31 protein-coding genes are annotated in these 23,841 nt (G+C 65.3%); 15 read left to right on the top strand and 16 right to left on the bottom strand.

The window, feature by feature from the left end; all coding sequences use genetic code 11:
• Positions 1-95 precede the first annotated feature (95 nt).
• On the top strand, positions 96-401 hold the full coding sequence (locus PMN64_RS33075; protein WP_411783719.1) for a hypothetical protein: 306 nt from the start codon (positions 96-98) through the stop codon (positions 399-401).
• Positions 402-452: 51 nt separating this feature from the next.
• Here the strand turns inward: PMN64_RS33075 and PMN64_RS33070 are convergent, their stop codons facing one another.
• The 3 genes from PMN64_RS33070 to PMN64_RS33060 all read right to left on the bottom strand — a co-directional run bounded on the left by PMN64_RS33070 (position 453) and on the right by PMN64_RS33060 (position 2,520).
• Positions 453-698: a DUF6719 family protein gene (locus tag PMN64_RS33070; RefSeq protein WP_411783716.1), complete on the bottom strand. Its 246-nt coding sequence runs from the start codon at positions 696-698 to the stop codon at positions 453-455.
• An 11-nt stretch (positions 699-709) separates the two neighbouring features.
• Positions 710-859 carry a hypothetical protein gene (locus tag PMN64_RS33065; RefSeq protein ID WP_016843044.1) on the bottom strand — a complete coding sequence of 50 codons (150 nt, stop codon included), beginning with the start codon at positions 857-859 and terminating at the stop codon, positions 710-712.
• Positions 860-1,005: 146 nt separating this feature from the next.
• On the bottom strand, positions 1,006-2,520 hold the full coding sequence (locus PMN64_RS33060; RefSeq protein WP_411783715.1) for a PLP-dependent aminotransferase family protein: 1,515 nt from the start codon (positions 2,518-2,520) through the stop codon (positions 1,006-1,008).
• Between the two features lie 106 nt (positions 2,521-2,626).
• Here PMN64_RS33060 and PMN64_RS33055 point away from each other — a divergent pair, with 106 nt between their 5' ends.
• A complete protein-coding gene (locus tag PMN64_RS33055; RefSeq protein WP_411783718.1) occupies positions 2,627-3,319 on the top strand; it encodes a pyridoxamine 5'-phosphate oxidase family protein in 693 nt (230 codons plus the stop codon).
• A 54-nt stretch (positions 3,320-3,373) separates the two neighbouring features.
• Complete coding sequence (locus PMN64_RS33050) at positions 3,374-4,651, top strand: ArgE/DapE family deacylase (RefSeq protein ID WP_411783714.1); 1,278 nt, start codon at positions 3,374-3,376, stop codon at positions 4,649-4,651.
• 211 nt (positions 4,652-4,862) lie between these two features.
• On the opposite strand, the gene PMN64_RS33045 is transcribed toward PMN64_RS33050, so the two are convergent.
• A complete protein-coding gene (locus tag PMN64_RS33045) occupies positions 4,863-5,651 on the bottom strand; it encodes a cobalamin-binding protein (protein ID WP_411783713.1) in 789 nt (262 codons plus the stop codon).
• A gap of 148 nt (positions 5,652-5,799) precedes the next feature.
• Here PMN64_RS33045 and PMN64_RS33040 point away from each other — a divergent pair, with 148 nt between their 5' ends.
• On the top strand, positions 5,800-6,198 hold the full coding sequence (locus PMN64_RS33040) for a PaaI family thioesterase (protein ID WP_411783712.1): 399 nt from the start codon (positions 5,800-5,802) through the stop codon (positions 6,196-6,198).
• 140 nt (positions 6,199-6,338) lie between these two features.
• On the top strand, positions 6,339-6,956 hold the full coding sequence (locus PMN64_RS33035; RefSeq protein ID WP_411783711.1) for an N-acetyltransferase family protein: 618 nt from the start codon (positions 6,339-6,341) through the stop codon (positions 6,954-6,956).
• Between the two features lie 80 nt (positions 6,957-7,036).
• Here PMN64_RS33035 and PMN64_RS33030 read toward each other — a convergent pair whose 3' ends face one another.
• The 3 genes from PMN64_RS33030 to PMN64_RS33020 all read right to left on the bottom strand — a co-directional run bounded on the left by PMN64_RS33030 (position 7,037) and on the right by PMN64_RS33020 (position 8,525).
• The gene (locus tag PMN64_RS33030) at positions 7,037-7,345 is read right to left on the bottom strand and encodes a hypothetical protein (protein WP_016843036.1); all 309 of its coding nucleotides are present in this window, start codon (positions 7,343-7,345) and stop codon (positions 7,037-7,039) included.
• 89 nt (positions 7,346-7,434) lie between these two features.
• The gene (locus PMN64_RS33025; protein WP_304499996.1) at positions 7,435-7,734 is read right to left on the bottom strand and encodes a putative quinol monooxygenase; all 300 of its coding nucleotides are present in this window, start codon (positions 7,732-7,734) and stop codon (positions 7,435-7,437) included.
• Positions 7,735-7,841: 107 nt separating this feature from the next.
• Positions 7,842-8,525, bottom strand: coding sequence for a DUF2161 domain-containing phosphodiesterase (locus PMN64_RS33020; RefSeq protein ID WP_411783710.1), 684 nt, complete (start codon positions 8,523-8,525; stop codon positions 7,842-7,844).
• Between the two features lie 134 nt (positions 8,526-8,659).
• Between PMN64_RS33020 and PMN64_RS33015 the strand changes: the two genes are divergently transcribed.
• Positions 8,660-9,004, top strand: a complete 345-nt coding sequence (locus tag PMN64_RS33015) for a GrlR family regulatory protein (protein WP_035634127.1) — start codon at positions 8,660-8,662, stop codon at positions 9,002-9,004.
• A gap of 278 nt (positions 9,005-9,282) precedes the next feature.
• On the opposite strand, the gene PMN64_RS33010 is transcribed toward PMN64_RS33015, so the two are convergent.
• Together PMN64_RS33010 and fabG are read right to left on the bottom strand one after the other, a co-directional pair.
• Positions 9,283-9,492 carry a hypothetical protein gene (locus PMN64_RS33010; protein ID WP_411783709.1) on the bottom strand — a complete coding sequence of 70 codons (210 nt, stop codon included), beginning with the start codon at positions 9,490-9,492 and terminating at the stop codon, positions 9,283-9,285.
• Positions 9,493-9,540: 48 nt separating this feature from the next.
• Positions 9,541-10,221: a 3-oxoacyl-ACP reductase FabG gene (fabG, locus tag PMN64_RS33005; RefSeq protein ID WP_028344847.1), complete on the bottom strand. Its 681-nt coding sequence runs from the start codon at positions 10,219-10,221 to the stop codon at positions 9,541-9,543.
• Positions 10,222-10,346: 125 nt separating this feature from the next.
• Between fabG and PMN64_RS33000 the strand changes: the two genes are divergently transcribed.
• Both PMN64_RS33000 and PMN64_RS32995 read left to right on the top strand, forming a co-directional pair.
• Entirely contained in the window at positions 10,347-11,036 is a 690-nt protein-coding gene (locus tag PMN64_RS33000; protein ID WP_411783708.1) for an SGNH/GDSL hydrolase family protein, read from the top strand.
• 120 nt (positions 11,037-11,156) lie between these two features.
• Entirely contained in the window at positions 11,157-11,363 is a 207-nt protein-coding gene (locus PMN64_RS32995) for a hypothetical protein (RefSeq protein WP_035634033.1), read from the top strand.
• Between the two features lie 75 nt (positions 11,364-11,438).
• Here the strand turns inward: PMN64_RS32995 and PMN64_RS32990 are convergent, their stop codons facing one another.
• A complete protein-coding gene (locus PMN64_RS32990) occupies positions 11,439-12,182 on the bottom strand; it encodes a tyrosine-protein phosphatase (protein ID WP_028344848.1) in 744 nt (247 codons plus the stop codon).
• A gap of 85 nt (positions 12,183-12,267) precedes the next feature.
• On the opposite strand from PMN64_RS32990, the gene PMN64_RS32985 reads away from it, so the two are divergent.
• Positions 12,268-12,579 carry an MliC family protein gene (locus PMN64_RS32985; protein WP_028344849.1) on the top strand — a complete coding sequence of 104 codons (312 nt, stop codon included), beginning with the start codon at positions 12,268-12,270 and terminating at the stop codon, positions 12,577-12,579.
• Between the two features lie 90 nt (positions 12,580-12,669).
• Here PMN64_RS32985 and PMN64_RS32980 read toward each other — a convergent pair whose 3' ends face one another.
• Positions 12,670-12,882, bottom strand: a complete 213-nt coding sequence (locus tag PMN64_RS32980) for a DUF2735 domain-containing protein (protein ID WP_050386610.1) — start codon at positions 12,880-12,882, stop codon at positions 12,670-12,672.
• Between the two features lie 539 nt (positions 12,883-13,421).
• Here PMN64_RS32980 and PMN64_RS32975 point away from each other — a divergent pair.
• The 5 genes from PMN64_RS32975 to PMN64_RS32955 all read left to right on the top strand — a co-directional run bounded on the left by PMN64_RS32975 (position 13,422) and on the right by PMN64_RS32955 (position 17,114).
• Positions 13,422-14,456, top strand: a complete 1,035-nt coding sequence (locus tag PMN64_RS32975) for a glutamine synthetase beta-grasp domain-containing protein (protein WP_024581543.1) — start codon at positions 13,422-13,424, stop codon at positions 14,454-14,456.
• Positions 14,457-14,654: 198 nt separating this feature from the next.
• Positions 14,655-15,359: a GrlR family regulatory protein gene (locus PMN64_RS32970; RefSeq protein WP_411783707.1), complete on the top strand. Its 705-nt coding sequence runs from the start codon at positions 14,655-14,657 to the stop codon at positions 15,357-15,359.
• A 4-nt stretch (positions 15,360-15,363) separates the two neighbouring features.
• Positions 15,364-16,050, top strand: coding sequence for a substrate-binding domain-containing protein (locus PMN64_RS32965; RefSeq protein ID WP_411783706.1), 687 nt, complete (start codon positions 15,364-15,366; stop codon positions 16,048-16,050).
• A 32-nt stretch (positions 16,051-16,082) separates the two neighbouring features.
• A complete protein-coding gene (locus PMN64_RS32960; protein WP_411783705.1) occupies positions 16,083-16,901 on the top strand; it encodes a tetratricopeptide repeat protein in 819 nt (272 codons plus the stop codon).
• 63 nt (positions 16,902-16,964) lie between these two features.
• Entirely contained in the window at positions 16,965-17,114 is a 150-nt protein-coding gene (locus PMN64_RS32955; RefSeq protein ID WP_016843021.1) for a hypothetical protein, read from the top strand.
• 16 nt (positions 17,115-17,130) lie between these two features.
• Here the strand turns inward: PMN64_RS32955 and PMN64_RS32950 are convergent, their stop codons facing one another.
• From PMN64_RS32950 to PMN64_RS32935, 4 genes are all read right to left on the bottom strand, one after another.
• On the bottom strand, positions 17,131-17,748 hold the full coding sequence (locus PMN64_RS32950) for an Isoquinoline 1-oxidoreductase subunit (protein WP_411783704.1): 618 nt from the start codon (positions 17,746-17,748) through the stop codon (positions 17,131-17,133).
• A gap of 11 nt (positions 17,749-17,759) precedes the next feature.
• A complete protein-coding gene (locus PMN64_RS32945; RefSeq protein WP_411783703.1) occupies positions 17,760-18,284 on the bottom strand; it encodes a (2Fe-2S)-binding protein in 525 nt (174 codons plus the stop codon).
• On the bottom strand, positions 18,281-21,055 hold the full coding sequence (locus PMN64_RS32940) for a xanthine dehydrogenase family protein molybdopterin-binding subunit (protein WP_411783717.1): 2,775 nt from the start codon (positions 21,053-21,055) through the stop codon (positions 18,281-18,283). Before PMN64_RS32940 ends, PMN64_RS32945 begins: the two co-directional genes overlap by 4 nt.
• Before the next feature lie 144 nt (positions 21,056-21,199).
• Positions 21,200-22,291 (bottom strand): hypothetical protein, encoded by a 1,092-nt coding sequence (locus PMN64_RS32935; RefSeq protein WP_411783702.1) that lies wholly within the window; start codon positions 22,289-22,291, stop codon positions 21,200-21,202.
• Between the two features lie 285 nt (positions 22,292-22,576).
• On the opposite strand from PMN64_RS32935, the gene PMN64_RS32930 reads away from it, so the two are divergent.
• Positions 22,577-23,281, top strand: coding sequence for a GrlR family regulatory protein (locus tag PMN64_RS32930; protein ID WP_411783701.1), 705 nt, complete (start codon positions 22,577-22,579; stop codon positions 23,279-23,281).
• A gap of 11 nt (positions 23,282-23,292) precedes the next feature.
• Here PMN64_RS32930 and PMN64_RS32925 read toward each other — a convergent pair whose 3' ends face one another.
• Positions 23,293-23,736: a DMT family transporter gene (locus tag PMN64_RS32925; RefSeq protein WP_137482723.1), complete on the bottom strand. Its 444-nt coding sequence runs from the start codon at positions 23,734-23,736 to the stop codon at positions 23,293-23,295.
• Positions 23,737-23,841 lie beyond the last annotated feature (105 nt).

Here is a 23,841-nt window from a genome sequence, read left to right as displayed (position 1 = left end):
TCCGTATCTGTTCCGCCGCCATCTTGGCATCGCTCGTCCTGATGGGCCCCTTTGCGGGCGCCGCGCAGGCCCAATCCCAGCTCCCGCTCGAATCGATGCAGATCCGCTCGCTGTACCGCGTGCCCGAACCGCGCGACGAGTTCGTGCGGCAATGCGCGCCGCACATGCTTGGCCGCTGGGCGCATCCCGAGGCCGTGTGCGGCTGCCTGCACGACCACGCCGCCGCGACGGTGGACGATCCCGACCTGCGCCAGGCGCTGCTGCGCGGCATCAGCGAGACCGGCGTGCCGACCATCGAGACCGATTGGGTGCCGCCGTCCAAGCAGGGCGAGATCGGCCCGACCTTCACCAAGATCGCCAAGCCGACCCTGCAATGCATGTTCGAGCCGGTCTCGAATTGAGCCGCGCCTCAAAGCAATGAGGACCGCAGCGCCTCGCGACAGCGGGGCGTTTTACTTTTTGGCGAGGCGCGGCACGCAGCTGCTGGTCCGCACCACGCCGTTCTGGCTCAGCCTGGAGCCGACGACCTGCTTGATCTGCCCGGCCGGGCACGAGCCGTCATCGACAAGGACGCGCTGGCCGACCCGCAGATCGACGATGTCGCCCTCACGCATGTAGGACTGCTCTGCTGCGGCGGATTGCGCCATCGCGCCAAGAGCTGCGACGCTGACCAGCGCGACGAGTCCCAAGCGCAGCATCGCAGCCTCCCTCACTTGTTCTGGATCTTGAGCCCGTCGGGACCGACATTGATCTGAAGGCCTTCGGGCTGCTTCTTCGCCTGATAAAGATTGTAGCCGAGCATGCCTGCGATCACGACCAGTGCGGCGATCACGAGATACAGGACGTTGCGATTTGGCATCCGGTATCTCCGTAAGCTCGCACTTGAGCGTCTTCAAGCGAAGTGGATACCGGTTCGCGTGAAGGAAACGCTTCGAAACAAGGATCAAGAGCCCCGTTCCGATTCCATCGGAACGGAAGGCCCTGACTCAACGCGTGCGACCTTAGTCAGGTGACTGCGATTCTCCTAGCGCGCCGCGCCTTGGCGGATGGCTTGACCGATGTCTTGCGCGTCGCGCGCAGCGCGGCGAGCGTTGTCTTCGCCAGTCGTTCCGCCGATGCGACGAGTTGCGGAACCGGATGACCGGAAAATCCCAGCACGAAGCCGGGCAGTCGCGGCGCGCGATGATAGGTCTCGGCGAGCAGCCAGCCGCCGACGCCGGCATTAGCCTTTGCCTGCGCGGCAATCAGCGGATCGGTCGCGGGATCGAGCCGCGCCACGAGGTGCAGGCCCTGCGAGGGCACGGGAACCGTGAGCTCGCCCTCGGAGGCATTAGCGAGCGTCGACGCCAGCATGTCGCGCGCCTCACGATAGAGTTTGCGCGATTTGCGCAAGTTCGCCGCGAAGGCGCCGGAGTTCAGCATGTCGGCGACCGCGCCTTCCATCAACGTGGCGGGAAAGCGGTCGAGCGCGGCGCGCGCCGCCGTCACCGGGCCGATCAAGGCTTCGGGCAGCGCGCAATAGCCGATCCGCAATCCCGGAAACAGCGTCTTCGCAAACGTGCCCATGTAGATCACGCGGCGCAGATGATCGATGCCGGCGAGCGACAGCAGCGGCGCGCCGTCATAGCGGAACTCGCTGTCGTAATCGTCCTCGAACACGAAGGCGCCGGCATCCCTGGCCCAGTCGAGCAGCTCGAGCCGGCGCGGCATCGACATCTGCACGCCGAGCGGAAACTGGTGCGAGGGCGTGACATAGGCGGCGCGCGCTTGCGGCGCGGACGCGCGCCCCTTGTCGATGCGCATGCCCGACATGTCGACCGGCACCGACACCGGACGATAGCCGCAATGCTCGATCGCACGCCGCGCCGCCGGATAGCCGGGGTCCTCGCACCAGACCTGGTCGCCGGGCCTGAGGATCGCCCCGAGCACGATGCGCAGGGCATGCAGCGTGCCCGAGGCCAGCATGATCTGGTCGGGGTCGCAGCGCAGCCCGCGCGCCGACAGCAGATGGTCCGATATTGCCGCGCGCAGCTCGCTGCTGCCGCGGGGATCGCCGTAATGCAGATGCTCGGACCCGAAGGCGCGCAGCCTGCGCCCGGCAAAGGCGCGGAAGCGCTGTAGCGCGCGCTCGTCGATATGGGTGCAGCCGAGCGACAGCGCATTGTGCTGCGGCGGCTCGATCGCGATCCTTGCGCGGCGCGGCGCGGCGGCCTGCGCCGGAATGCGCGCCGCGACGAAGGTTCCGGAACCCGTGGTTGCCACCGCAAAGCCGTCGGCGATCAGCCGCTCATAGGCCGTGGTGACGGCGTTGCGGCGGAAGCCGGTCTGCCTGGCGAGCGCGCGCGACGGTGGCAGCGGCTCGCCCGGCTTGACGAGGCCGCCGACGATCGCATGGCAGAGCGCTTGATAGAGCCGCTGCTGCGAGGCCGCGCCGGGCGTCACATGCGGGCCGCCGAGGTCGAGCGGCAGCTCGGCCTTGCGCGCCGCGGGCTCCCGGGAATTGGTCGGAATTTTTCGCATGGAATTGGCACTATCGCAGACCAAATGGGCCGCTACAACTCTGGACAGATTCCAGATTTCGAAAGGCACCACCGTGACCGAAGGCGCATCCGCTCCGTCCTACCCCATGTCCTCCCGCAACCGGGTGAAGCGCCGCCACGACCGCGGCTTCTACGACCACGCCACCGTGCACAGGATCCTCGACGCCTCGATGCTGTGCCACGTCTCCTACGTGATCGACGGCCAGCCCTATTGCACGCCGACCTTCTTCTGGCGCGAGGGCACCAGGCTCTACTGGCACGGCTCGAGCGCGAGCCGCATGCTGGAGAACCAGTCCGAAGGGCAACGCGTGTGCCTGACGGTCGCCCATCTCGACAGCCTGGTGCTGGCGCGCTGCGGCTTCAATCACTCGGCCGACTATCGCGCGGTGATGGCGTTCGGCACTGCCTATCTCGTCACCGACCCCGCAGAGAAGGAACGCGCGATCGTCGCGATGGTCGACCGCTTCTTTCCCGAGCGCACCGCGAGCCTGCGTGCCAGCAACAAGCAGGAGATCAAGGCGACCTCGTTCATCGCGATGGAGATCGAGGAGGCTTCGGCAAAAATTCGCGCCAAGGGCGTCGCCGATGATGACGACGATTACGAGTTGCCGATCTATGCCGAGCGCATTCCGGTGCGCACCGTGCTCGGCGCGCCCGAGCCGTGTCCGCGGCTGCTCGACGGCGTGACGCGGCCGAAGACGCTCGATGGCTATTCGGAGGGCCGGCTGCTCGAAGATGCATTGCGGGATGCCTATTTTGCGCAATACAAGGCGGACTGAAATCGGGCTACGTTGCGGCTCCCGCCTGATCTGTTTTCCCGATGGAGCCAAAGCATGACTGCCGAGACGCAACAACGAATCCTTAGCGCCGTTGACGAGGGATTCGATGCGCAGCTTGCGACGACGCAGGCCTTTGTCGCGATCCCCTCGACCCGCGGCGCCGAGGGGCCGTGCCAGGACATGATCGGCGATCTCCTGCGCGAGCGCGGCTACGAGGTCGACGACTGGCACATCAATCCCGACGAGCTCAAGGACTTGCGCGGCTTCGGTCCGATCGAGCATGATTTCTCGAAGGCGCGCACGGTGGTCGGGACCTACCGCCCGGCCACCAATGCCGGCAAGTCGCTGATCCTGCAGGGCCACTGCGACGTGGTGCCGACCGGTCCGCTCGAGATGTGGGAGACGCCGCCGTTCTCGCCCATCATCAAGGACGGCAGGATGTATGGTCGCGGCGCCTGCGACATGAAGTCCGGCACCATCGCCGCGCTCTATGCGCTGGATGCGATCAGGAAGGCCGGGTTGAAGCCGACGGCGCGGATTCACTTCCAGTCTGTGATCGAGGAGGAGAGCACCGGCGTCGGCGCGCTCTCGACCTTGCAGCGCGGCTATCGCGCCGATGCCTGCTTCATCCCGGAGCCGACCAACGGCACGATGATCCGCTCGCAGGTCGGCGTAATCTGGTTCCGCCTGAAGGTGCGCGGTTTCCCGGTGCATGTGTTCGAGGCCGGCGCGGGCTCGAACGCAATCATGGCGGCGTATCATCTGGTGCATGCGCTGGAGAAGCTTGAGATCGCCTGGAACGAGCGCGCCAAGGCCGACCGCTATTTCAAGGACGTCAATCACCCGATCAATTTCAATCCGGGCATCATCAAGGGCGGCGACTGGGCCTCCAGCGTGCCGGCCTGGTGCGACGTCGACTGCCGCATCGCGGTCTTGCCGGGTTGGTCGATCGCCGAGTGCCAGAAGGAGATTCTGGCGTGCGTGTCGGCGGCGGCGCGCGATCATCGCTTCCTCTCCAACAATCCGCCGCAGGTCGAATGGTCGGGCTTCCTGTCGGAAGGCTACGAGCTGGTCAACTCCGAGGCACCGGAAGCTGCCTTCGCCAAGGCGCACCAGGTCGTCTATGGCGGCGCGGTGGAAGACCGCGCCTTCACCGCGTTGACCGACACGCGCTTCTACGGCTTGAACCACAACATCCCGAGCCTCTGCTTCGGCGCCACCGGCGCGGCGATGCACGGCTTCAACGAATATGTCGAGCTGGAGTCGCTGCGGAAAGCGACCAAGGCGATGGCGCTGTTCATCGCGGAATGGTGCGGCGTGGAGAAGGCGTAGGCAGCCTCTCGCTCACGTCATTGCAATGACAGTCTTGCGCGCGATAGCGCAACAAATTCGCTGTCGTCCCGGCGAAAGCCGGGACCCATACTCCGCGGCGGATGTTGTGATCGGGACTCGTCCTTGCAGAGCCGCACAACAAGCAAGATCTGTGGTTATGGGTCCCGGCTCCGTGCGCAATCGCGCACTCGGCCGGGACGACGGCGAAAGCTTATGCGTGCTTCCCCCACAACGCCTTCACGATTGCATCGAGCCCGTCGGTCAGCGCGGCGGGGCCGGGCTGCAGGATGATCGGCGACTTGATCTCGACGATGCGGTCGTTGCGTACCGCCGGGATGTCGCTCCAGCCCTCACGCTTGCGGATGCGGTCGGGCACGACCTTCTTGCCGCACCAGGACGCCAGGATCACGTCGGGCATCGCCGCACGTACCGCGTCAGGCGTGACGATGCGATCCTTGGCCGCCTTGTGCGCGCGCAGATGCGGCAGCGCATCGGTGCCACCGGCGATCTCGATCAGTTCAGACACCCAGCCGATGCCGCTGATCAGCGGATCGTCCCATTCCTCGAAATAGACCCTTGGCCGCGGTGCTGCACGCGGCGTTGCCGCGATCGCGGCCAGCCGTTGTGCGAGGTTTTGCGCAAGCTGTTCGGCGCGGTCGGCGGCACCGACCATCGCACCGAGGCTGCGGATCATCGCGAGGATGCCGGCGACGTCGCGCTGGTTGAAGACGTGGACGGCGACGCCGGCGCGCACGAGATCGGCGACGATGTCGGCCTGCAGATCGGAGAAGGCGAGCACCAGATCGGGGTCCAGCGCCAGGATTTTTGGCATGTCGGCGGAGATGAACGCCGAAACGCGCGGCTTCTCGCGGCGGACCTGCGGCGGCCGCACCGCATAGCCGGAGACGCCGACGATGCGGTCCTGCTCGCCGAGCAGATAGAGCGTCTCGACCGTCTCTTCGGTCAGGCAGACGATACGGCGGGGAGGGAAGTCGCGCATCGATGACGATATGCAGACTCGGCGGCACGTTGTCACGGATGTCATGACGTCATTCGCGCCATTACCTCAGACGTCGTTGCCGGGCCCGCTCAGGCAATCCATCATGCCGATATCAACCTCGAAGAAGGCCACGAAGCAGGGAGTGCCCATGACGCCGCTCGAAAAGATCCAATCGATGAAGATGCCGTTTGCGGAACTGAAGGGCGTCACCTTCACCGAGGCCGACCAGGACCGGGTGGTCGCGAAAATGGTGGTGCGGCCGGACCTCTGCACCCTCCGCAACACGATCCATGGCGGCGCGGTGATGGCCTTTGCGGATTCGGTCGGCGCCGCCGCGACCGTGATCAACCTGCCGGAGGACGCCAAGGGCACCACGACGCTGGAGAGCAAGACCAACTTCATCGGCGGCGCCAAGGAGGGGATGACCGTGATTGCGACCGCAACACCGGTTCACCGGGGGCGGCGGACCCAGGTGTGGCAGACCAGGTTGGAGACCGAAGACGGCAAGCTGGTCGCCATCGTCACCCAGACACAACTGGTATTATAATGGGGCGATGATGTGATTTTCTAATCACAGCATTGTTTACATAAATGAATCTCAGTGCTTGAATTTTATGGTGCGACGCACAATATAGGAGCTGCTAGGGACTCGACGCCTCCTCGAGGGCTACCAAGAGGAGTTATGAAATGAACTATGATTCCATTCGCTCGGCGTCCGCCAAGGGTACCGTGCGGACGTTGAGCCAGCAGGAAGAGCTTCCGCTGCTGCGCGATCACCTGCTACGGCTGGATCGCACCAGCCGTCATGATCGTTTTCATGGCTTCATCGACGACAGCTTCATCCGCCGCTACGCCGAGCGCTGCGCCAATGACGGCACCGTCATCATCGCCTATTTCGAGGACGGCGTGGTCCGCGGCGCGGCCGAGTTGCATCCGCCGGAGCAGTCACCGGATGCGCAGCCCGAGATCGCCTTCAGCGTCGAGCGGTCGGCGCGGCGGAAGGGCGTCGGCAGCACCCTGTTCCGCAAGCTGATCGCCGAGGCGCATGCCAAGGGCTACGGCAGCCTGCGCATCACCACCGGCGCCCAGAACGATGCGATGCGGGCGCTGGCCACCAAGTTCGGTGCCCAGCTGACCTTCCGTCATGGGGAGTCGACCGGCAGCATCGACCTGACCCAGCAGCAGCAGCCCCAAGCGGCGCCGGCTGTCGTAACGCCGGTCGAGGCCGCGCGCGCGATCGTCGACATGAACCGCGCCTATTGGCGTATGGTGATGCAGATCTCCGGCTGGGGCCGGGCGGCCTGAGCCGCGATCTTAAGTCAAACGAAAAAGGGCAATCCATTCAATGGATTGCCCTTTTTCTTTCAGCAATTGGATGGTGCTTCTCAGGTGCCGGTGCGCTTGTCGGTCGCAAAGCGGCGGACCACGCGGCGCTCGACCACGACGGAGCGCTGCGCGCCCTGCTCGCCGGCGATGACGCGGGTTGCCGTGCCGGTGCGGGCACTGACGCGCGCGGTCTTCTTCACCTCGGCGAGCACATCGTCATAGGGCAGCCCCATCAGGGCCGACGCGATCTCGGCCTGGGCCTCCACGTCATCGGTGATGCCGATGGCAGCGAAGATTGCTTCTTCCAGCGTCGGGGGATCATGCCGCACGCGCCGGGTGCCATACTTGGTATTCCAGTCTCCGCTCATCGCCGCCTCATCTTTGAATCGCGGGAGATACGTAAGGTCCCCAATGTTGCATTGCAATATGAATGTGAGATGGCAATCCAGCCATGCAGCTAGAGTCTCTCAATCTTGTGAGCGTCATAAAGTTCGATGGTGGTCGCCGCGGCCGCGAGAGATTGCAGCGAGCGGACGAAATCGCGTGACGCAGGGACCGTGAAATGCGCAGCCAGCGCGGCGCGGTCGGCCCATTGCTCGAAGAACACCAGCCTGAGCGGATTCTCGCAGTCGACATGGACCGCATGCGAGATGCAGCCGGGCTCGGTGCGCGAGCGATGGACATGCTCGAGGCTCAAGCGCCGCACCTCGTCGAACGAGTCGGGGCGGGCGGTGACGCTGCCGGTGACGACGATCATGATATCCCCCTCCAATGCGCGATGAAGCCAGGTCATCATCGCGCTTTAGGTTCTTGTTTGAGCATGATCTTTTCGGAAAACCGCTTCGCACTTTTCCGGATCATGCTCTACGGGGTGGCTTCTGCCCCGGATGCACTCATCTGTTGCTGCGGCCAGCGCTTCAGCGCGGCGCGGCCGGCATCGGTCAGCACATAGATGCCGCGCTCGGCGCGATCGAACCAGCCATAGACATTATGCAGCAGGATCTTGCCGGCGTCGGGAATATCCGCGCGGAGGTCGCGCACCCGCCGGGGCCCACCCGACAGCGCCAAGGCGCAGGCCAGCGCCTGCTGCCGGTAGGCGGTCATGATCGGCGCCCGCGTCGATCCGCCCATCGCGGGATCGCCCTTGCGTTTCCGGTGCTCGGTGATCAGCCGTGAACGTTTCTTCGGATTGCGGCGGGGCGCCGCGGTCGGCGGCGGCACAAGCACCTCGACGTCGCCGCGATCGGTCACGCCGAGCATGCCGAAGCCGAGCCGCCGGCACAGATTGCGATAGCGCGCGTCGCTCTCGCGGCCCTTGCCTCGGGCCGACACCTTGGCCGCGATCCACACCTCGTCGGCGGCGCCGGCGCGATCGACCGCCTGCAGGATCAGTTCGAGATTGAAGGCGAGCTTGAGCTCGCCGATCACGACGACCGGTGGATCATCGCCGCTCAGCGCCACGAGGTCGCAGCCACCGATCTCGCCCTTCACCGTGAAGCCGAGCTTTTCCAGGAAGCTTTTGACGGGCAGATAAAGCGTGGTTTCCAACAGGCAGGCTCCTGCGGCATCCGGCCGCGACTCGGTGCGCCAGCATAGCGCGGAATTGCGTCCGCCGAGGCGGATGGAATTTGCTCAAGGCACGGCCGAGCGGCTATTGTCGGAACCGGGACCAGGCGCAGCTCATGATCCGGAACGGGCTCTATCACATCACCGTCGAATTTCTCGACGGCGTCTCTGGCGGCAACCAGGGCGTCATGGTGCTGCGCGACGGACAGATGCGCGGCGGCGACTCGTTTTTCTTTGCCTACGGCAGCTACACCGCAGCCGACGGCAAGTGGAAGGGCGAGGTCACCAACGAGGAGCATTCGCCGACCTATGGCGAGCGCCCGGTGTGGGAGCGCAAGGTGGTCACCATCGGATTTACCGGCACCTATACCGATCAGACCGCCGAAGGCGACGGCATGGCGCTCGCCGGCAAGCAGAGCATCCGCTTCAGGTCGAAACTGCGGCTGCTGGTAGCGGATTGAACTGCCGATGCTGGCCGCGCCCGCGGCGTCAGCTGATCAGGCGGTCATATTCTGCGTGAGAGCCGATCCAGAACCAGAGATATCCCTCGTTTGTTTCGACAGCGAGCCGCCATAACGCTAGCCAACCCGAACGGACCAAAATCGCCCGATCTTCTTGAATTGTAGGGATGGATGACGTGGATCGCGCTTCAACAGCGCAAAGTTCGCGTCGGCAAGCTCGCGGATTGGAACGGGTAGTTGTTCGTAGGCAGTCCAAAATTTGGGGGAGGCCGAGTGCTTCACAAGTCGCGCGACTGTCCGGCGCGATGAACTGCCAAGGCCCCGTCCGCCAAGGCGTCGAGTTTCCCGGCCTTTGCGTCGCGTTCGATCGCTGCATCGAAACGTTCGGCATCGAACGTTTCAAACCAGGCGCGAAAGCGGGCCAGCTCACGAGGAGGCAGCCGTTCGACGGCCTTTTCGATGTCTTCTGCAGTAGTCATCACGAACATATAGCATTGGCCGGATCGACCCGAAAGGCGTCCAGGAGAGGGGCGGGTCTAAACCCGCCCGTTGACCGGCAGCAGCGCGCCGGTGACGGCGCTCGCGGCATCGCTGGCGAGGAACAGGATCACCTCGGCAAGCTCCTTCGGCGTCACCCATTTGGAGATGTCGGCCTTCGGCATCGCGGCGCGATTGGCTGCAGTGTCGATGATCGAGGGCAGCACCGCGTTGACCGTGACCTTGCCCTTGAGTTCCGCGGCGAGCGACTCGGTGAGGCGGTGCACGCCGGCCTTCGAGGCGGCGTAGGGACCCATGCCGGAGGCGGCCTGCAAGGCGCCGAGTGCGCCGATATTGATGATCCGCCCGGCGCCCGACTTGGTGAGATGCGGGATGGCGGCGCGCGAGGTGTTGAGCGCCGTCATCACGTTCATCGCATACATGCGCTGCCAGGTCGCCGGGTCGCCGTCGCTGACCGCCTCGAAGGTAAAGCCGCCGGCGATGTTGATCAGCCCGTCGAGCCGGCCGAAATGCGCGGCCGCCTTGTCGATCGCCGCGGTCGCCTGCGCGGTGTCGGTGAGGTCGACACCGCCCAGCTCGATATGGTCGGCCGTCGCCGCAAGCGTTGACGCGGCATGATCGATGCCGGCGACGCGCGCGCCGCGCGCCAGCGCCTCTGTGGCGACCACTTTGCCAAGCGCGCCGAGCGCGCCCGTGATGACGATGGCTTTTCCGTGCATGGCGGTCTCCGCATTCGCGAGCAAACGAATGCCCACTATGATCAGGCGGAATTCATTTGCAATGCCGCCAATTTCGCCTCCTACTGCGCGCATTCATCAATTCATTCGCCTCAAGGATGTTTGCGATGCCGACACCCAGACCGTGCGAAACTCATCTCGATCTCGTCAAATTCGGACATAAGCTGCCGCACTTCGCGGATGCGCTCCGGCATCAGCGCAAGATCAAGCTGGTGGCGCTCGGATCGTCGTCGACCGCGGGCGCCGACAACATCCTGCCGTTCCCGCCGCGGCTCGAAATGCTGCTGCGGCAGCGCTTCTTCGGCCGGATGATCGACGTCATCAATCGCGGGATCGGTGGCCAGGAGGCGCCGGAGGAGTATTCGCGCATCGAGTCCGACGTGACCGTTGAGGCGCCGGTGCTGGTGATCTGGCAGGTCGGCACCAACGCCGTCTACAAGAGCTACAATCCCGCCGAGGTGCGCGCGACGCTGGAGGCCGGGCTCGACGTGCTCGCGGCGCTTCCGCTTGACGTCGTCGTGATGGATTCCCAGTACACGCAGGCGATCGTCGGCACGGAAGCTGCGCTCAATCTCGCCAACGTGATCATGCCGATGATCGCCGAAGTGGCCGCAAGCAGGAAGGTGAATCTGTTCAGCCGCTTCGCGCTGATGAAGCGCTGGACCGACGACGGGATTCCGCTTGGCGAGCTCGACGATGGCGGACAGCTTCACACCAGCGAGTGGGCGACCAATTGCGTGACCCAGTCGCTGTTCGGCGCGATCGACGACGCATTGAAGCCGGAGGCGATCACGTGACGCCGACTACGTAAGACTACGGGGGAGGGCCGGTTGGATAAAATTTGCAGGAGTTCCGTAAGTCGTTTGCAGAACCCTTTCCTTAGAAGCGGAACTCCAGCCAAGGTAGGGGTTATGCGAATGGGAAATCTTCCGGACCACGGTTTACCGCTCGTTCAGCTTAAGGAGCAGCGGCGCGATCTCGTGGTGGCGCTGCAAAATCGCAAGGGACCAGTGGGCAGCTGGGAATTGATGCAGATCGCGGCGATCCAGCAGGCGATCTCGGCGTTTGAGGATGTGATTGCCGATCTCGATGCGGAGCTCGAACTCGAGGCCGCGGCGGCCTGAGCTTTTCGGCTTGGCCGCGTTTTCTTCACGCGAACCGGTGTCCACTTCGCTCGAAAACGCTGTCGCGCGAACGGATCAGGCCTGCAGATAGCGGCCTTCAAGCGCCTTGCGCTCGGCCTCGCCGAGCCCGAGGCCGTCGCGGAAATAACCGTCGAGGCTGCCGTAATCGGCATCGATCGCCTCGAATGCAGCCTCCAGAAACGCCGCGCGCACCGTGCCGAGCACCTGCTTGACATCATCGGGCAGCTCGGTGCTGTGGGCCGGGTCGCGTTTGTAGAACTGGTTGGTCAGGAGATAGTCGTCCGCGATCACCTGATCGGACACGCCGAGCGCATGCAGGATCAGCGCGCAGGCAAAGCCGGTGCGGTCCTTGCCGGCGGTGCAGTGGATCACGAGCGGCGCCCGGTCTTCCAATAGATGGGCGAACAGCGTGCGGTAGCGCGCGGTGTTGTCCTGCACATAGCCCCGGTAAGAATCACGCATCACGTCGATCGCATCGGCTTCGGAGAGCTGACGGTTGCTGGCGATCTCGCGCAGCGAAGCCACCACGGTCGGCTCGACAGGGAGCGAATGCACGGTGACGTCGCTCATGCCGCACAGCGCCTCGGCGCGCTCGGCGACGCCGCGAAAATCGAACGCGCTTCTGACCCCGAGCGAGCGCACCACGGCGACGTCGTGCTCGGTGAGATGCGCAAGATGGTTGGAGCGGAAGATCTGGCGCCAGCGCACCGTCCGCCCGTCGCGCGTCTGGTAGCCGCCGAGGTCGCGAAAATTGCTGGCGCCGGCGAGATTGAGATGACGGGCAGGGGCTTCGGACATCGGGCGGGCCTGTTGCAGCTGATGAGGTCTTGGCGCAGGAATAGCGGCGCAGACAGGTCTATAACCGGCCCGTCAGGGGGAGAATATGACTTATCGCGGGGGCGCCATTGTCATCGGCGCAATTCTTTTCGAGCTCTTTGGTTCCGCGAACGTGTCGGCGCAGTCCGCCTTCCGGAATTATCGCTGTGCCGACGGCACGCAGTTCATTGCCGGGTTCTTCAACGGGGATACGCGCGCGCATCTACAGCTCGACGGCAAGGCGGTGACGCTGAAGAAGCGCCTGTCGCTGACGGGCACACGCTACAGGGGTGGCGGGGTCACGCTCGAGATCAACCGGGCTGGGCTTGCCAGGCTCCGGCATGCGAGGCGGCCGGCGACGACCTGCGAGCTGGCATGAAAAAAGGGCCGAAACGCTCGCGTTCCGACCCTTGTTATTGCTCTGCTGCTGTCTGACGTTTTTGCGTCACGCCTCTCTGTCGCGTCGGCATCAGTGATCGCGGCCCGGCTTGGCGTCGTCGATGGCCGCCTGATGGTACCAGCTCTCGCTGCAGGCCGAGGTCTCGACTTCAGCGGCGAGTTCGAGCGCGGTCCGCGCCTCGCCGTAGCGGCGTCCGCCAAGAGCCGCGCGGCCCCCTGCCGGGAATTGATAGATCGTTGCCGATCCCTGGATCGGTCCTTGGTTTTGGCCCGTGGTGATCATGTCAAAGTCTCCTTTGGCCGGAGCGAGCCTCCATGGTGCGCCCGACTCATTCGCGTGTGGTTACCGTGTTTTCGATATCGGCCCGGGCTGGGCGGGCTGCAAGTGATCAAGAAATAGTCATCGTTTGGCTAGTTCGTAGGCAGATTTGGGTTTGCTTCCTGTGGGGCAGGATGCAGCTGACCAACGCTTGAGCCGTGGCGGTGGTTGCAGGGCGCCCGACCGTTGGACACGAACTGTCACATAGCGCTGCCGCCACATTAAGCGGCAGGCGATGCCGTAGCCGAATTTGCTGCAGAAACGGGCGGCGGAGGGCGCTGAGAGAAGATTTTGACTGACCGCGGCGCATGCCAGCCGCGCTGCTATGTCGCAGAAAAAAATGCGATGTCCGCTGTGGACATCCGCGACCGGGCGGGCGCCGCAGTGCAGCGACTGGCATTTTAATTGCTTAGTAAGAGCCGGCCGATGGTGGCCGGGTACGCGTGCGGCGGCCGACTGGCTTTCGGTTCCTCACGGTTTTGCATCATCAACAGAGAGGTTCAATGACCAAGTACAAGCTCGAGTATATCTGGCTCGACGGATATACGCCGACGCCGAGCCTGCGCGGTAAGACGCAGATCAAGGAATTCGCGTCGTTCCCGACCCTCGAACAGCTTCCGCTGTGGGGCTTTGACGGTTCGTCCACCCAGCAGGCTGAAGGCCACAGCTCTGACTGCGTGCTGAAGCCGGTCGCCTGCTATCCCGACGCCGCGCGCGAGAACGGCGTGCTGGTGATGTGCGAAGTCATGATGCCCGACGGCAAGACGCCGCATGTCTCGAACAAGCGCGCCACCGTTCTGGATGACGAAGGCGCTTGGTTCGGCTTCGAGCAGGAATACTTCTTCTACAAGGACGGCCGTCCGCTCGGCTTTCCGGAAGAGGGTTATCCGGCGCCGCAGGGCCCGTACTACACCGGCGTCGGCTACAAGAACGTCGGCAGCGTCGCCCGCAAGATCGTCGAAGAGCATCTCAATCTCTGCCTCGCCGCCGGCATCAACCACGAAGGCATCAACGCCGAAGTGGCTAAGGGCCAGTGGGAATTCCAGATCTTCGGCAAGGGCTCCAAGACCGCCGCTGACCAGATGTGGATGGCCCGCTACCTGATGCTGCGCCTCACCGAGAGCTACGGCATCGATATCGAATTCCATTGCAAGCCGCTCGGCGACACCGACTGGAACGGCTCGGGCATGCACGCCAACTTCTCGACCAAGTACATGCGCGAAGTCGGCGGCAAGGAGTACTTCGAGAGCCTGATGAAGGCCTTCGACAAGAACCTGATGGATCACATCGCCGTCTACGGCCCTGACAACGACAAGCGCCTGACCGGCAAGCACGAGACCGCGCCCTGGAACAAGTTCAGCTACGGCGTGGCTGACCGTGGTGCCTCGATCCGCGTGCCGCACTCGTTCGTCAACAACGGCTACAAGGGCTATCTGGAAGACCGCCGCCCGAACTCGCAAGGCGACCCCTACCAGATCGCTTCGCAGATCCTGAAGACGATCTCCGAGGTTCCGACCGGCGCCAAGGCTGCGGCCTAAATGGCTGCGGCCTAAGCTGCTATCGGACCCGGATGGAGCCATCCGGTACCGCAAATCGGGTCCGCCAGAGCGACAGCCTTGGCGGACCTTCGCTATTTAGCGATACCCTTTGCAGGTGGCGTTCCGCCGAAACCGGTTTCGCTGCGTTATGAACCGCGCTAGATAACGGGTACGTCTTGGCTGCCGGGGACGCGGCGCTTGTTTGAGGGGTTTTACAAGGTCCGGTTCGAACTCGGCGGCGCCGTCGGCCGCAGCGTGATGTATGTCGGCGACGGCAAGATGCTCGGCGGCAATTCGGCGTTCGCCCATATCGGCACCTACCAGAAAGCCGGCGACGAGGTCGCAGTCGAGATCCAGACCGTCCGCCACAACCCCGATCCGAACTACCGCGCGATGGCCGGTACCGATGACGCCACGCTGATTGCCAGAGGCCGGCCGGACGGCGAGCTCTATCGCTTCAAGGGCGAGCTGAAGGAGTTGCCCGGCGTGCCGTTCCAGTCGGTGATGACGCCGATCAGCGGGGAGGACATCCCGATCGCCGGCGGGGTCGGCGAGGGTGGTGTCATCAACGGGCTCTATTCAATCCACATCCGCGTGCTCGACGGGGTCGACGGCGGGCTCACCGGCGTGATGCTGCTGAACAACGGTCGCATCCTCGGCGGCGACGCCTTCTTCTACTATCTCGGTACCTACACCTCCGAGAAAGGCCGCTGGAAGGGCCAGATCCTCAATCAGGAGCACACTTCGGCGATGGGCGAGAATCCGATCTTTGGCGGCCACGAGGTAGGGATCGGCTTTGCCGGCACCTGCGACGCCGAGGGCGCCGTGCTGGAGGCGACCGCCCTTGCCGGCAAGCGCAGCCTGCGGCTCACGGCCGCGCTCAAGCTGATGCGCCGGGCATAGGCATATGGGCAATTCGGTTCGCGTTCTTTCGACGCTGGCGCTGAAGGGCGCCGTCGCCCGGCTTGCCGCCGCCTATCAGGCGGCGAGCGGCGTTGTGATCGACGCCGATTTCGCCCCGACGCTGGCGCTGCTCGAACGCCTGCGCGGCGGTGAGGGCGCCGACCTCGTGATCCTGACCCGCGAGGGCCTCGACGAGATGATCGGCGAGGGCCGCGTTGCGCGGGAAAGTGCTGTCGATCTCGCACGCTCCTATGTCGGCGTCGCAGTGAAGGCGGGGGCCGCGCATCCCGACATCGCGACTGAAGCCGCGCTGCGTGCGGCGCTGCTTGGTGCGCGGGCGGTGGCCTATTCGCGGCTCGGTGCCAGCGGCATCCTGTTCGCGCAACTGATCGAGCGTCTCGGCATCGTGGAGGCGATCAACGCGCGGGCGGTGATCATTCCGAGCGGCTTCACCGCCGAGAAGCTCGTCAGCGGCGACGCCGATCTCGCAATCCAGCAGATCAGCGAGTTGAAGCAGATCGAGGGCATCGAGGTCGTCGGGCCGATTCCGCTGGATTGGCAGACCCCGGCGGTGTTCTCCGCCGGCCGCATGGCAGCGTCGCAGCGCGCAGCGGCCGCCGATCATCTGCTGCGCTATCTGTCGTCGGCTGACGTCGCGCCGGTGCTTCGCGAGACTGGGCTCGAGCCTTGAATTTGCCCGCACCGCGACGCAACCTGCTGGTCATGCTCAAACCACTTCACGCGATTGTCTTCGCTGTGGCGCTGGCCGCGCCCGTGCTTGCCCACGCGCAATCGGCCGACCTCGTGCTGTGCGACCGGCTTGCCGCCGATCCCGCCGATCCCGACAAGCCGGCCGACGTGAAAGGCGTGCCCGACATCGCATCGGCCGACATCGCGACCGCGATCAAGTACTGCGCGGTGGCCGCACGATCGTCGCGCCGCGCGATGTACGAGCTCGGCCGGGCCCATGCCGCCAACCGGCAGACGGCGGAAGCCGCAAGCGCGTGGCGCAAGGCGGCCGACAAGGGCTCGACATCGGCGATGGTCGAGCTCGGCGTGCTCTACGGCAACGGCACCGGCCTCGCCAGGGACGAGGCGCAGGCGCGCAAATTGTTCGAGCGCGCGGCGCAGGCCGGCAATGCGCGCGGCGTCAGCAATCTCGCCGCGCTCGGCGGCGGCGCGGCGGCTGATCCGGCACGCGCGCGCGAACTGCTCGCCAAGTCCGCCGAGACCAATGCCGAAGCGCAGTACCAGCTCGGCATGATGCTGGCCGAGGGCAAGGGCGGCGCGCAGGACGATGCCGCCGCGCGGGCGCTGTTCGAGAAGGCCGCCGCGCAGAACCATCCCGGCGCGCTGGAGCGGATGGGCGCCTTCGCGCAGGCCGGCCGCGGCGGGCCGAAGGATAGCGATGCCGCAAAAGCCTATTACGAGCGGGCGGCGGCGCTCGGCGACGAGGATGCCAAGAAGGCGCTGGAGCGGGCCCGCTGTCCCTATGTCATCAAGGACAAGCGCGGCAATGCCGTGACCAATCTCTGCTTCTGACCGAACTGGAACGCCCACCGCGACATGTCGTTGACATGCGGAAGGCATTGGCGAGGCGATGTCATGATCCGCAAACTGCGTTCCGGCGAGTACCGACTCTATTCCCGCAAGGTCAATCCGAAGACCGGCAAGCGCCGCAATCTCGGCACCTTCAAGTCGCGCGCGGCGGCGGAGAAGCACGAGCGCGACGTGCAGTATTTCAAGCGCCACTAGTTCGGACGTCGGGCGACTAGGGTGCGGGGCAGGCGGCGCCGGTTTTCACCCAGGCCTCGACCAGCGCGCCGGCCTGCGCCTGCGTGCCCGGTGCCGGTGCGCGGCCGAAGCCGGGATGCCACGCCCAGCCCACCAGCGTGTCCTTGCCGATATGCTCGATCAGCTCCTCGACCTTGCGGCCGCCATTGCGCGCGGGGTCGCGGATCTGCGCGCAAATCTCGCCGACGGTCTTGCCGGCCCATGCCATCTCGCGCGGCGCAAGGTGCCATTCCGGGTGGCCCGGCACCCGACCGGGATCGAAATTGGCGTGCTGGTGACAGATCGAGCAGCGCATGGCGTCCTTGCCGTGGCCGTCGGCACCGCGCGTCACCGGCGGCTGATGCATGCGGCTGATATCGCCCTGCCGCGGGCTGTCGCCGGCGGGATGGCAATTGGTGCAGCGCGGATGCGTCAGAACCTTGCCGAGCTCGGTGAAGATCGCCGCCGAGCGTTGCTCGACATTCTCGATGCCGGCAAAGCTGTCCGGCGGGGCGAGGGCATGGCTCGCGCTCTCCGACGCCGCGTAGCCCGCGCACAGGCTGGTCGCGAGCGCCGTCAGCACTGCAACGATCCGAAACCGGGTTTCCGATGGCATTGCTCGCGCGCTCACTTGTTGGCGGTCAGATAGCGTTTGGAATCGGCGAGGATCACGTCGCGCACCGCCTGGTGATACTTGATGTAGCCGGTGCAGCGGCACAGATGGCCGTCGAGCGCATCCGCAATGACGCTCTCGAGCTGGTCCCGCGCCACCGGCGTCTTCGCCAGCCGTTCGAGCAGCACCTGGCCCTCGTTGAGGAAGCCGGCCGTGCAATAGCCGCACTGGAACGCGAAGTGATCGATGAAGGCGCGCTGCAACGCCGACAGCTCGCCGTCCCTGGCGTGGCCCTCGACGGTGCGGATCGCCTTGCCGTCGAAATTCGCGGCCGGCACCACGCAGGTCGGGGTGGTGTAGCTCGTGCCGTCGGGATTATCGATGATGACGGCACAGCTCAGGCATTGCGCGGCGCCGCAGCCGAACTTGGTGCCGGTCATCCCGAGCATTTCCCGAAGGAAATCGTTCATCGAGAGGTCGTCACGAACCTCGATCGGGCCGTGCTTCTGGCCGTTGATGGTAAGGTTGAGCGTCGTCACGCCAGCGCTCCCTTGAGCAGGCTTGTTGTCACCGGCAGTGAGCGGAAGCGGTGACCGGTGGCATCGTTGATGGCGTTGAGCAGCGCCGGCACGATCGGAATCATCACCACCTCGGCCATGCCCTTCGGCGGCTCGTCCGGCGTCAGTGGCGGCAGCATCTCGATCTCGAGATCGTGCAGCGGCAGGTCGGAGCCGCGCGCGATCAGGTACTGGCCGAGATTCCACTGCCCGTTGCCGGGGCCGCCTTCGAACGGCGGCAGGGTTTCGAGCAGGGCGTAGCCGACGCCCATCGCGAAGCCGCCATGCGACTGGCCGAGCACCACTTCAGGCACCAGCGCCTGGCCGCATTCGAACACGCTGTAGGCCTTGGCGATGCGCAAGCTGCCGGTCGCGCGCTCGATCTCGACGCGGACCAGCGTGCCGCACATCGAGGTGTAGGCGGTGCCGATCCGGTTGTTGTCGGTCGGCGGGAATTTCACGCTTGTTCGGTCGATCCGCTCGAACTGGCTCCGGCCGCGACGAACAGCGAGCGCGTCGATCTCGGCGCGGTACTGTTCGCCGAACAGCGGGAAGCGGGCGCGCGACCAGGCCCAGCGCGAGAAGCTGTGCGCGATGGCGCCGGTGACGAAGCCGCGCGTATGCGCGGTCGCGGCAAGCTGCGGCAAGGGCAGCGGCGCGAGATCGTCGAGCGCCAACTGGCCATCCTTCCAGTGCGCCTTGTCCCATTGCCGGGCGCGGGGATCGGCCTTGCCGATGTGCCAGAGCTCGAGCGCCGCCGGCCACAGGCCGAAGCGGAAGATGACGCGGGCCGCCTCGGCCGACGAGTGGGTGCCGACATGGGCGCCGATCGAGGCGCTGGTCGCCGAGCTGATCGCGGGCACCCAGCGCGAGTTCTTCTCGGCGAGATCCTGGGTCTTCTGATCCATCGTGTAGGGATCGCCCGAGGTGACCAGCCCGAGCGCCTCGTAGCTGTCGACCCGGGAGACGGCGACCTCGTCGGCGACGGCGCCGAGATGCCTCGCGATCCGGTTGGCGAGCGCGGTGCCGACGCCATTGCCCATCTCGACGTGGTCGCAGTGGATCGCGATCCGTCCCTCGGGATCGATCTCGACCCGGCCGAGCGAGCAATCCGCGCCCGAGCCGTAATCCTTGGTGACGCAGGCGACGCCGGTGCCGACCAGCCGTCCCTCCGGCGCCTTCCGCCTGAAGTCGGCGCGCTGCCGCCAGATCGGATGCGTCTCGAGCTTGTCGAGGATGTCTGGCGTGCGCACCGACACGATGTAGGGATTGCCGGTCATGGTCCGGCCGTTCTGCTTCAGCGCGTTGTTGCGGCGGAACGCGATCGGATCGACCTTGAGCTCGCTCGCGGCCTCGTCGATCAGGACTTCGAGTGCGGTCATGGTCTGCAGCGTGCCGTAGCCGCGCATCGAGCCTGCGGTGACGCCGCGCGAATGCAGCGCCACGGTGGTGACGTCGACCTTGGGGATGTCGTAGATGCCGATCGCGGCGGTCGCGGCGACGACCGCGACATTGGCCGAGAAGTTGGCGAGCCCGCCGCCGTCGAGCACATGGTCGGCGGCGAACGCGGTGATCTTGCCGCTTGGGCGATCGATGCCGATCCGCGAGCGCATCTTGATCGGGTGGCGTTTGATGCCGCCCTGGAATTGCTGATAGCGGTCCTGCGCCAACCGCACCGGCCGGCCCGCGAAGAACATCGCCGCCAGCGCAACGTAAAGCACGAACGGGGTATGGTCGCGGCCGCCGAAGCCGCCGCCGACATGGGCGAACTGCGCGTTGATGTGCGAGGGCCGGAACGGCGGACGGGCCTTGCCGAGCAGATGCGCGATCGACTCGGTCGCCTCATAGGGCGACTGCACGCCGAGCACCAGTTCGAGATTGCCGCTGTTGTCGCTGTACCAGGCGAGCCCGCTCTCCGGCTCCAGGAACATCGGATCGACCGACTGGGTCTCGAACTCGCGGTCGAGCACGAGCTGCGTCGGATCGTCCTTGGCGAGCTGGGCGCGGATCGCTTCGCCATGGGTCGCGGCTTTGGCGTAGTCGGCCTTGGTCTCCTTGGCGAGCGGCAGCCAGACCGGCAGCGCCGCGTTCTGGATGCGGCTCGGCGAAACCCAGCCGGCCTGGATCGGCGAATAGACGTCGGGCGCGTCAGGGGTGGCGCCCGCCACGCGCGTGAAGCGATACGCGCCGTAGTTCGGCAGGATGACCGGCCCGGTCTCGTCGCCGAATTTGACAAAGCCGCCGTCGCGCAGCGCGAGGCGCGCGGGGTCGAAGGCGTCGAACTGCTCGAAGATCAACAGCGCGACCGGCTGCCCGAGATAGAGCGGCGTCTTGCCGACCGGGCAGAACAGGTCGCCGGTGTAGAATTCCGGAACCCGCGTACCGATCCGGTCGAGATCGGCAGCGGTCACGATAACCGACGGCTTTGCCGGACCGTCGAGGCGGGCGAGGTCCATGCCGGCATAGACATGCGTTGCGTCATCGGCGCGGACCAGGATGGCGTGCGCGGTGGTCGCGGGCCAGCCCGGCATGTCGGCGGCGCGAAAGTCGGAGGCGTAGAGCTTTGCGCCGGTGACCTTGGCCACGCCGTCGACACGGCCGACGCCCTTTTCCGCCGGGTTGAAATGGCCGCGCCCGGGCAGCGTCTCGCGGCTCGCGAAAGCCGGTTCCTTCGCCAGCGCCAGATGCGACAGGCTGACCGAGATGCCGCCTGTCGACAACCACTTCACGAATTCGCGTCGCGAAGGCCGCATGGTCTGATCTTTCATCGACACCTCGACGACGGCATATCGCGCCGGGGTTTAACAATTTGTGCAATACACGCGAAAGTATTGCGGCAAAGCGAGCGCAACCGCAACGCCGCAATAGGTCGTAGCCGCCTCACTGTAGCTTTGGCCTCACTTGAGGTCGGCGATGGTGGCCGGTCCAGGACCTGGCGTGATCAGCGTCGGCCACTGCTTGGAACCGAACGGCACCAGCGGCGGCAGGAAGGCCGTCATGCCGCGCTTCTTGGTCTCGGCGATGATCGCCTCGCGCGCATCGCCCCCCATCAGCTCATAGTCCATCAGGTGATAGCTGCCGAAGAACAGCGCGCCGACCGAGCGGTCCGCGATGATCCGGGTCAGCGACTCCAGCATGTCCGATGGTGTCGTGGTGAAGGAGATCGTCTCGATCAGCATCAGGCGGCTGTTGATGGCGTCAGGCCCGAAGAACTGCGCCAGCACGCTGAAGATCACGTTGTTCTGCCGCGCCACATAGATCGTGTTGCTCGCGCCGTAGGTCTTGTCCCAGTCGGCGCCGAGTTGCGACTTCCAGTCGGCCATGACCGTCATCCAGTGCGCGACCTGGGTCTGCGCGGCCCAGGCGACGTTCTTGGCGAGCAGCGGCGCCTGCTTCTTGCCGAACGCCTCGAGCGTCGCGAAGGGGATCGCGCCGGCGGTGAGGCATTCATCCATGAAGGCGATGTTGTTCTTGAGGATGGCGCGGTTGTTGTCGCGCCAGTCCGCCTGCATCGGCGTGGCATCGAGCCCGTCGAGCGCCGACTGCATCCGGCTGCGATAGGCCTGCATCGACCCGCGCCATGCCTTGTCGTCGGGATTGTTGACATAGGGACCGACCACCTCGGCCAGCGCCATCGTGCTGTGGCCGACCGATTTGAGCAGCTGATAGACGATCGGCACCTGCGGTGCTTCGGTCGGCGGCTTGCCCGGCCGGTACAGGATCAGACGGCCGCCGGCGCCGGAGAACAGGCCGAGGATCACGGGGTGTTTGTCGAGGATGTTCTTCTGGAAGATCCGCGCCGCATCGCCATAGAGCTCGAACATGCCGGTGTTGAGCGCGAGCACGTCCTTGGTCGCGACGTCGGCCGGCGTTGACGAGGTCTTACCGGAGATCGGCCCCATATAGTCGGGCAGCGACTGCGCCGAGGCTGTGCCGCCGCTGCCGAGCAGCAGCGCCAGCGCGGCGGCCAGGCCAAAGCGATTGATCATGTGATGCTCCTCGAAGCCTCGCCTGTGTCGAGGCCGGGTGCGGCCGCGCGACCATTGGCGGAATGCGCAAATGCTAGGACACAATGAACTGGGAGAGCAGAGAACCGGCAGACCAGATCCCACGTGACACAGCACGACGCGGGCGGTGCCTACAGCTAAGCGACGAATCGGCTGCTGTCCACACCCGGACATTGCGGGGTTGCCTGCGCCAAAAGACGCAATGGTGCGGAGTTCGGCCCGGTGCTATGTGGCGAACAGAATCAATTTTATTTTTTGGATTTTTGCGTGCTCAACGGACTTTACAAGGTCGAGTACGGCATCAACGGCGCATTCGGCCGCAGCATCATGTGCATGCATGACGGCAAGATGCTGGGCGGCAATTCGGCCTTTGCCCATCTCGGCACCTATCAGGTGACGGAAGGCGAGATCGCCGCCGAGGTGATCACCGAGCGCCACAATGACGATCCGAACTTCAAGCCGCTGATGGGCGCCGACGTCACCGTCATCAAGGTGCGCGGCAGGAGCGAGGGTTCCACCATCCTGCTCGAGGGCAAGGCCGACGCGATGCCGGACGGCGTGCTCTGGGCGAATTTGGCGCCGCTCGACGACGAGGCCTTGCCGCCGCGCGGGGCGGTCGGTCCCGGCGGCATCGTCAACGGACTGTACTCCATCCAGCTCCGCGCGCTCGATGGTGTCGACGCCGGGCTCACCGGGGTCATGCTGCTGATGGACGGCCGCATCCTCGGCGGCGATGCGTTCTTCTACTATCTCGGTTCGTATTCGTCCGCGGATGGCCGCTGGCGAGGCGAGATCGTCAACCAGGAGCATACGCCGGCGAAGGGCGAGTACCCGGTGTTCGGCGGTTATGAAGTCGGCATCGGCTTTGCCGGTTCGTGCCGTGCGGACGGTGCCGAACTCGAAGGCATCGCACTGGCCGGCAAGCGCAGCCTTCGCCTGTCCGCCGAATTGCGGCTGATGCGCCGCGCCTGACTAGAGGTCCGTCAATCCTTGATCAGAAGCACGCCGCCGATGATCAGCGCGATGCCGGCCAGCCGTGACACCGACACAGGGTGCTGCGCCAGCCCGAACAGGCCAAAATGGTCCATCGCGATTCCCGCGAGCATTTGACCCGCAACCACCAGTGCCAGCAGGGTCGCGGCGCCGAGCGGCGGCAGCAGCAGGATCATCAGCAGGATGAAGATGCCGCCGAGGACACCGCCGCTCCAGGCCCACCACGGCACCGCCGTCACCAGTTTCCAGGACGGCACCGGCTCCCGCGTCGCGACCAGCACGACCGCCATCGTCACGAGCCCGCCGAGATAGCTGACGAGCCCGGCCCAGGCCGGCGAGTTGAGGGCGGACCTGAGATTGCCGTTCAGGACCTGCTGAACGGCAACGCAGATACCGGCGCCGAGCGCGAGGAGATAGAGAAACCAGATTTGCATAAGATGCCCCAAAACCGATCACCGAACCGCTTCATGTCATATTCGATCGGCAACGATCGTGGCATGCACGAAACGCGGCACGAACCTGCGGAATGGGCTTCCACC

The organism is Bradyrhizobium sp. UFLA01-814, from assembly GCF_046718885.1.
Lineage (GTDB): Bacteria > Pseudomonadota > Alphaproteobacteria > Rhizobiales > Xanthobacteraceae > Bradyrhizobium > Bradyrhizobium elkanii.
Note: the sequence above shows the minus strand (reverse complement) of the source record. Positions and strands in the feature narration are given on the sequence as shown.

Excerpts from the sequence above, each read along its gene's own strand:
- PMN64_RS33040 (WP_411783712.1), top strand. The coding sequence starts at position 5,800 with ATGACGCCGCTCGAAAAGATCCAATCGATGAAGATGCCGTTTGCGGAA.
- PMN64_RS32985 (WP_028344849.1), top strand. The coding sequence starts at position 12,268 with ATGACTTATCGCGGGGGCGCCATTGTCATCGGCGCAATTCTTTTCGAG.
- PMN64_RS33065 (WP_016843044.1), bottom strand. The coding sequence starts at position 859 with ATGCCAAATCGCAACGTCCTGTATCTCGTGATCGCCGCACTGGTCGTG.
- PMN64_RS33045 (WP_411783713.1), bottom strand. The coding sequence starts at position 5,651 with ATGCGCGACTTCCCTCCCCGCCGTATCGTCTGCCTGACCGAAGAGACG.
- PMN64_RS32965 (WP_411783706.1), top strand. The coding sequence starts at position 15,364 with ATGGGCAATTCGGTTCGCGTTCTTTCGACGCTGGCGCTGAAGGGCGCC.
- PMN64_RS33000 (WP_411783708.1), top strand. The coding sequence starts at position 10,347 with ATGCCGACACCCAGACCGTGCGAAACTCATCTCGATCTCGTCAAATTC.
- PMN64_RS32980 (WP_050386610.1), bottom strand. The coding sequence starts at position 12,882 with ATGATCACCACGGGCCAAAACCAAGGACCGATCCAGGGATCGGCAACG.
- PMN64_RS32925 (WP_137482723.1), bottom strand. The coding sequence starts at position 23,736 with ATGCAAATCTGGTTTCTCTATCTCCTCGCGCTCGGCGCCGGTATCTGC.
- PMN64_RS33035 (WP_411783711.1), top strand. The coding sequence starts at position 6,339 with ATGAACTATGATTCCATTCGCTCGGCGTCCGCCAAGGGTACCGTGCGG.
- PMN64_RS33060 (WP_411783715.1), bottom strand. The coding sequence starts at position 2,520 with ATGCGAAAAATTCCGACCAATTCCCGGGAGCCCGCGGCGCGCAAGGCC.
- PMN64_RS33050 (WP_411783714.1), top strand. The coding sequence starts at position 3,374 with ATGACTGCCGAGACGCAACAACGAATCCTTAGCGCCGTTGACGAGGGA.
- PMN64_RS33015 (WP_035634127.1), top strand. The coding sequence starts at position 8,660 with ATGATCCGGAACGGGCTCTATCACATCACCGTCGAATTTCTCGACGGC.
- PMN64_RS33070 (WP_411783716.1), bottom strand. The coding sequence starts at position 698 with ATGCTGCGCTTGGGACTCGTCGCGCTGGTCAGCGTCGCAGCTCTTGGC.
- PMN64_RS33025 (WP_304499996.1), bottom strand. The coding sequence starts at position 7,734 with ATGATCGTCGTCACCGGCAGCGTCACCGCCCGCCCCGACTCGTTCGAC.
- PMN64_RS33055 (WP_411783718.1), top strand. The coding sequence starts at position 2,627 with ATGTCCTCCCGCAACCGGGTGAAGCGCCGCCACGACCGCGGCTTCTAC.
- PMN64_RS33010 (WP_411783709.1), bottom strand. The coding sequence starts at position 9,492 with ATGTTCGTGATGACTACTGCAGAAGACATCGAAAAGGCCGTCGAACGG.
- PMN64_RS32955 (WP_016843021.1), top strand. The coding sequence starts at position 16,965 with ATGATCCGCAAACTGCGTTCCGGCGAGTACCGACTCTATTCCCGCAAG.
- PMN64_RS33030 (WP_016843036.1), bottom strand. The coding sequence starts at position 7,345 with ATGAGCGGAGACTGGAATACCAAGTATGGCACCCGGCGCGTGCGGCAT.
- PMN64_RS32960 (WP_411783705.1), top strand. The coding sequence starts at position 16,083 with ATGCTCAAACCACTTCACGCGATTGTCTTCGCTGTGGCGCTGGCCGCG.
- PMN64_RS32995 (WP_035634033.1), top strand. The coding sequence starts at position 11,157 with ATGGGAAATCTTCCGGACCACGGTTTACCGCTCGTTCAGCTTAAGGAG.
- PMN64_RS32975 (WP_024581543.1), top strand. The coding sequence starts at position 13,422 with ATGACCAAGTACAAGCTCGAGTATATCTGGCTCGACGGATATACGCCG.
- PMN64_RS33075 (WP_411783719.1), top strand. The coding sequence starts at position 96 with ATGCAGATCCGCTCGCTGTACCGCGTGCCCGAACCGCGCGACGAGTTC.
- fabG (WP_028344847.1), bottom strand. The coding sequence starts at position 10,221 with ATGCACGGAAAAGCCATCGTCATCACGGGCGCGCTCGGCGCGCTTGGC.
- PMN64_RS32950 (WP_411783704.1), bottom strand. The coding sequence starts at position 17,748 with ATGCCATCGGAAACCCGGTTTCGGATCGTTGCAGTGCTGACGGCGCTC.
- PMN64_RS32990 (WP_028344848.1), bottom strand. The coding sequence starts at position 12,182 with ATGTCCGAAGCCCCTGCCCGTCATCTCAATCTCGCCGGCGCCAGCAAT.
- PMN64_RS32940 (WP_411783717.1), bottom strand. The coding sequence starts at position 21,055 with ATGCGGCCTTCGCGACGCGAATTCGTGAAGTGGTTGTCGACAGGCGGC.
- PMN64_RS32935 (WP_411783702.1), bottom strand. The coding sequence starts at position 22,291 with ATGATCAATCGCTTTGGCCTGGCCGCCGCGCTGGCGCTGCTGCTCGGC.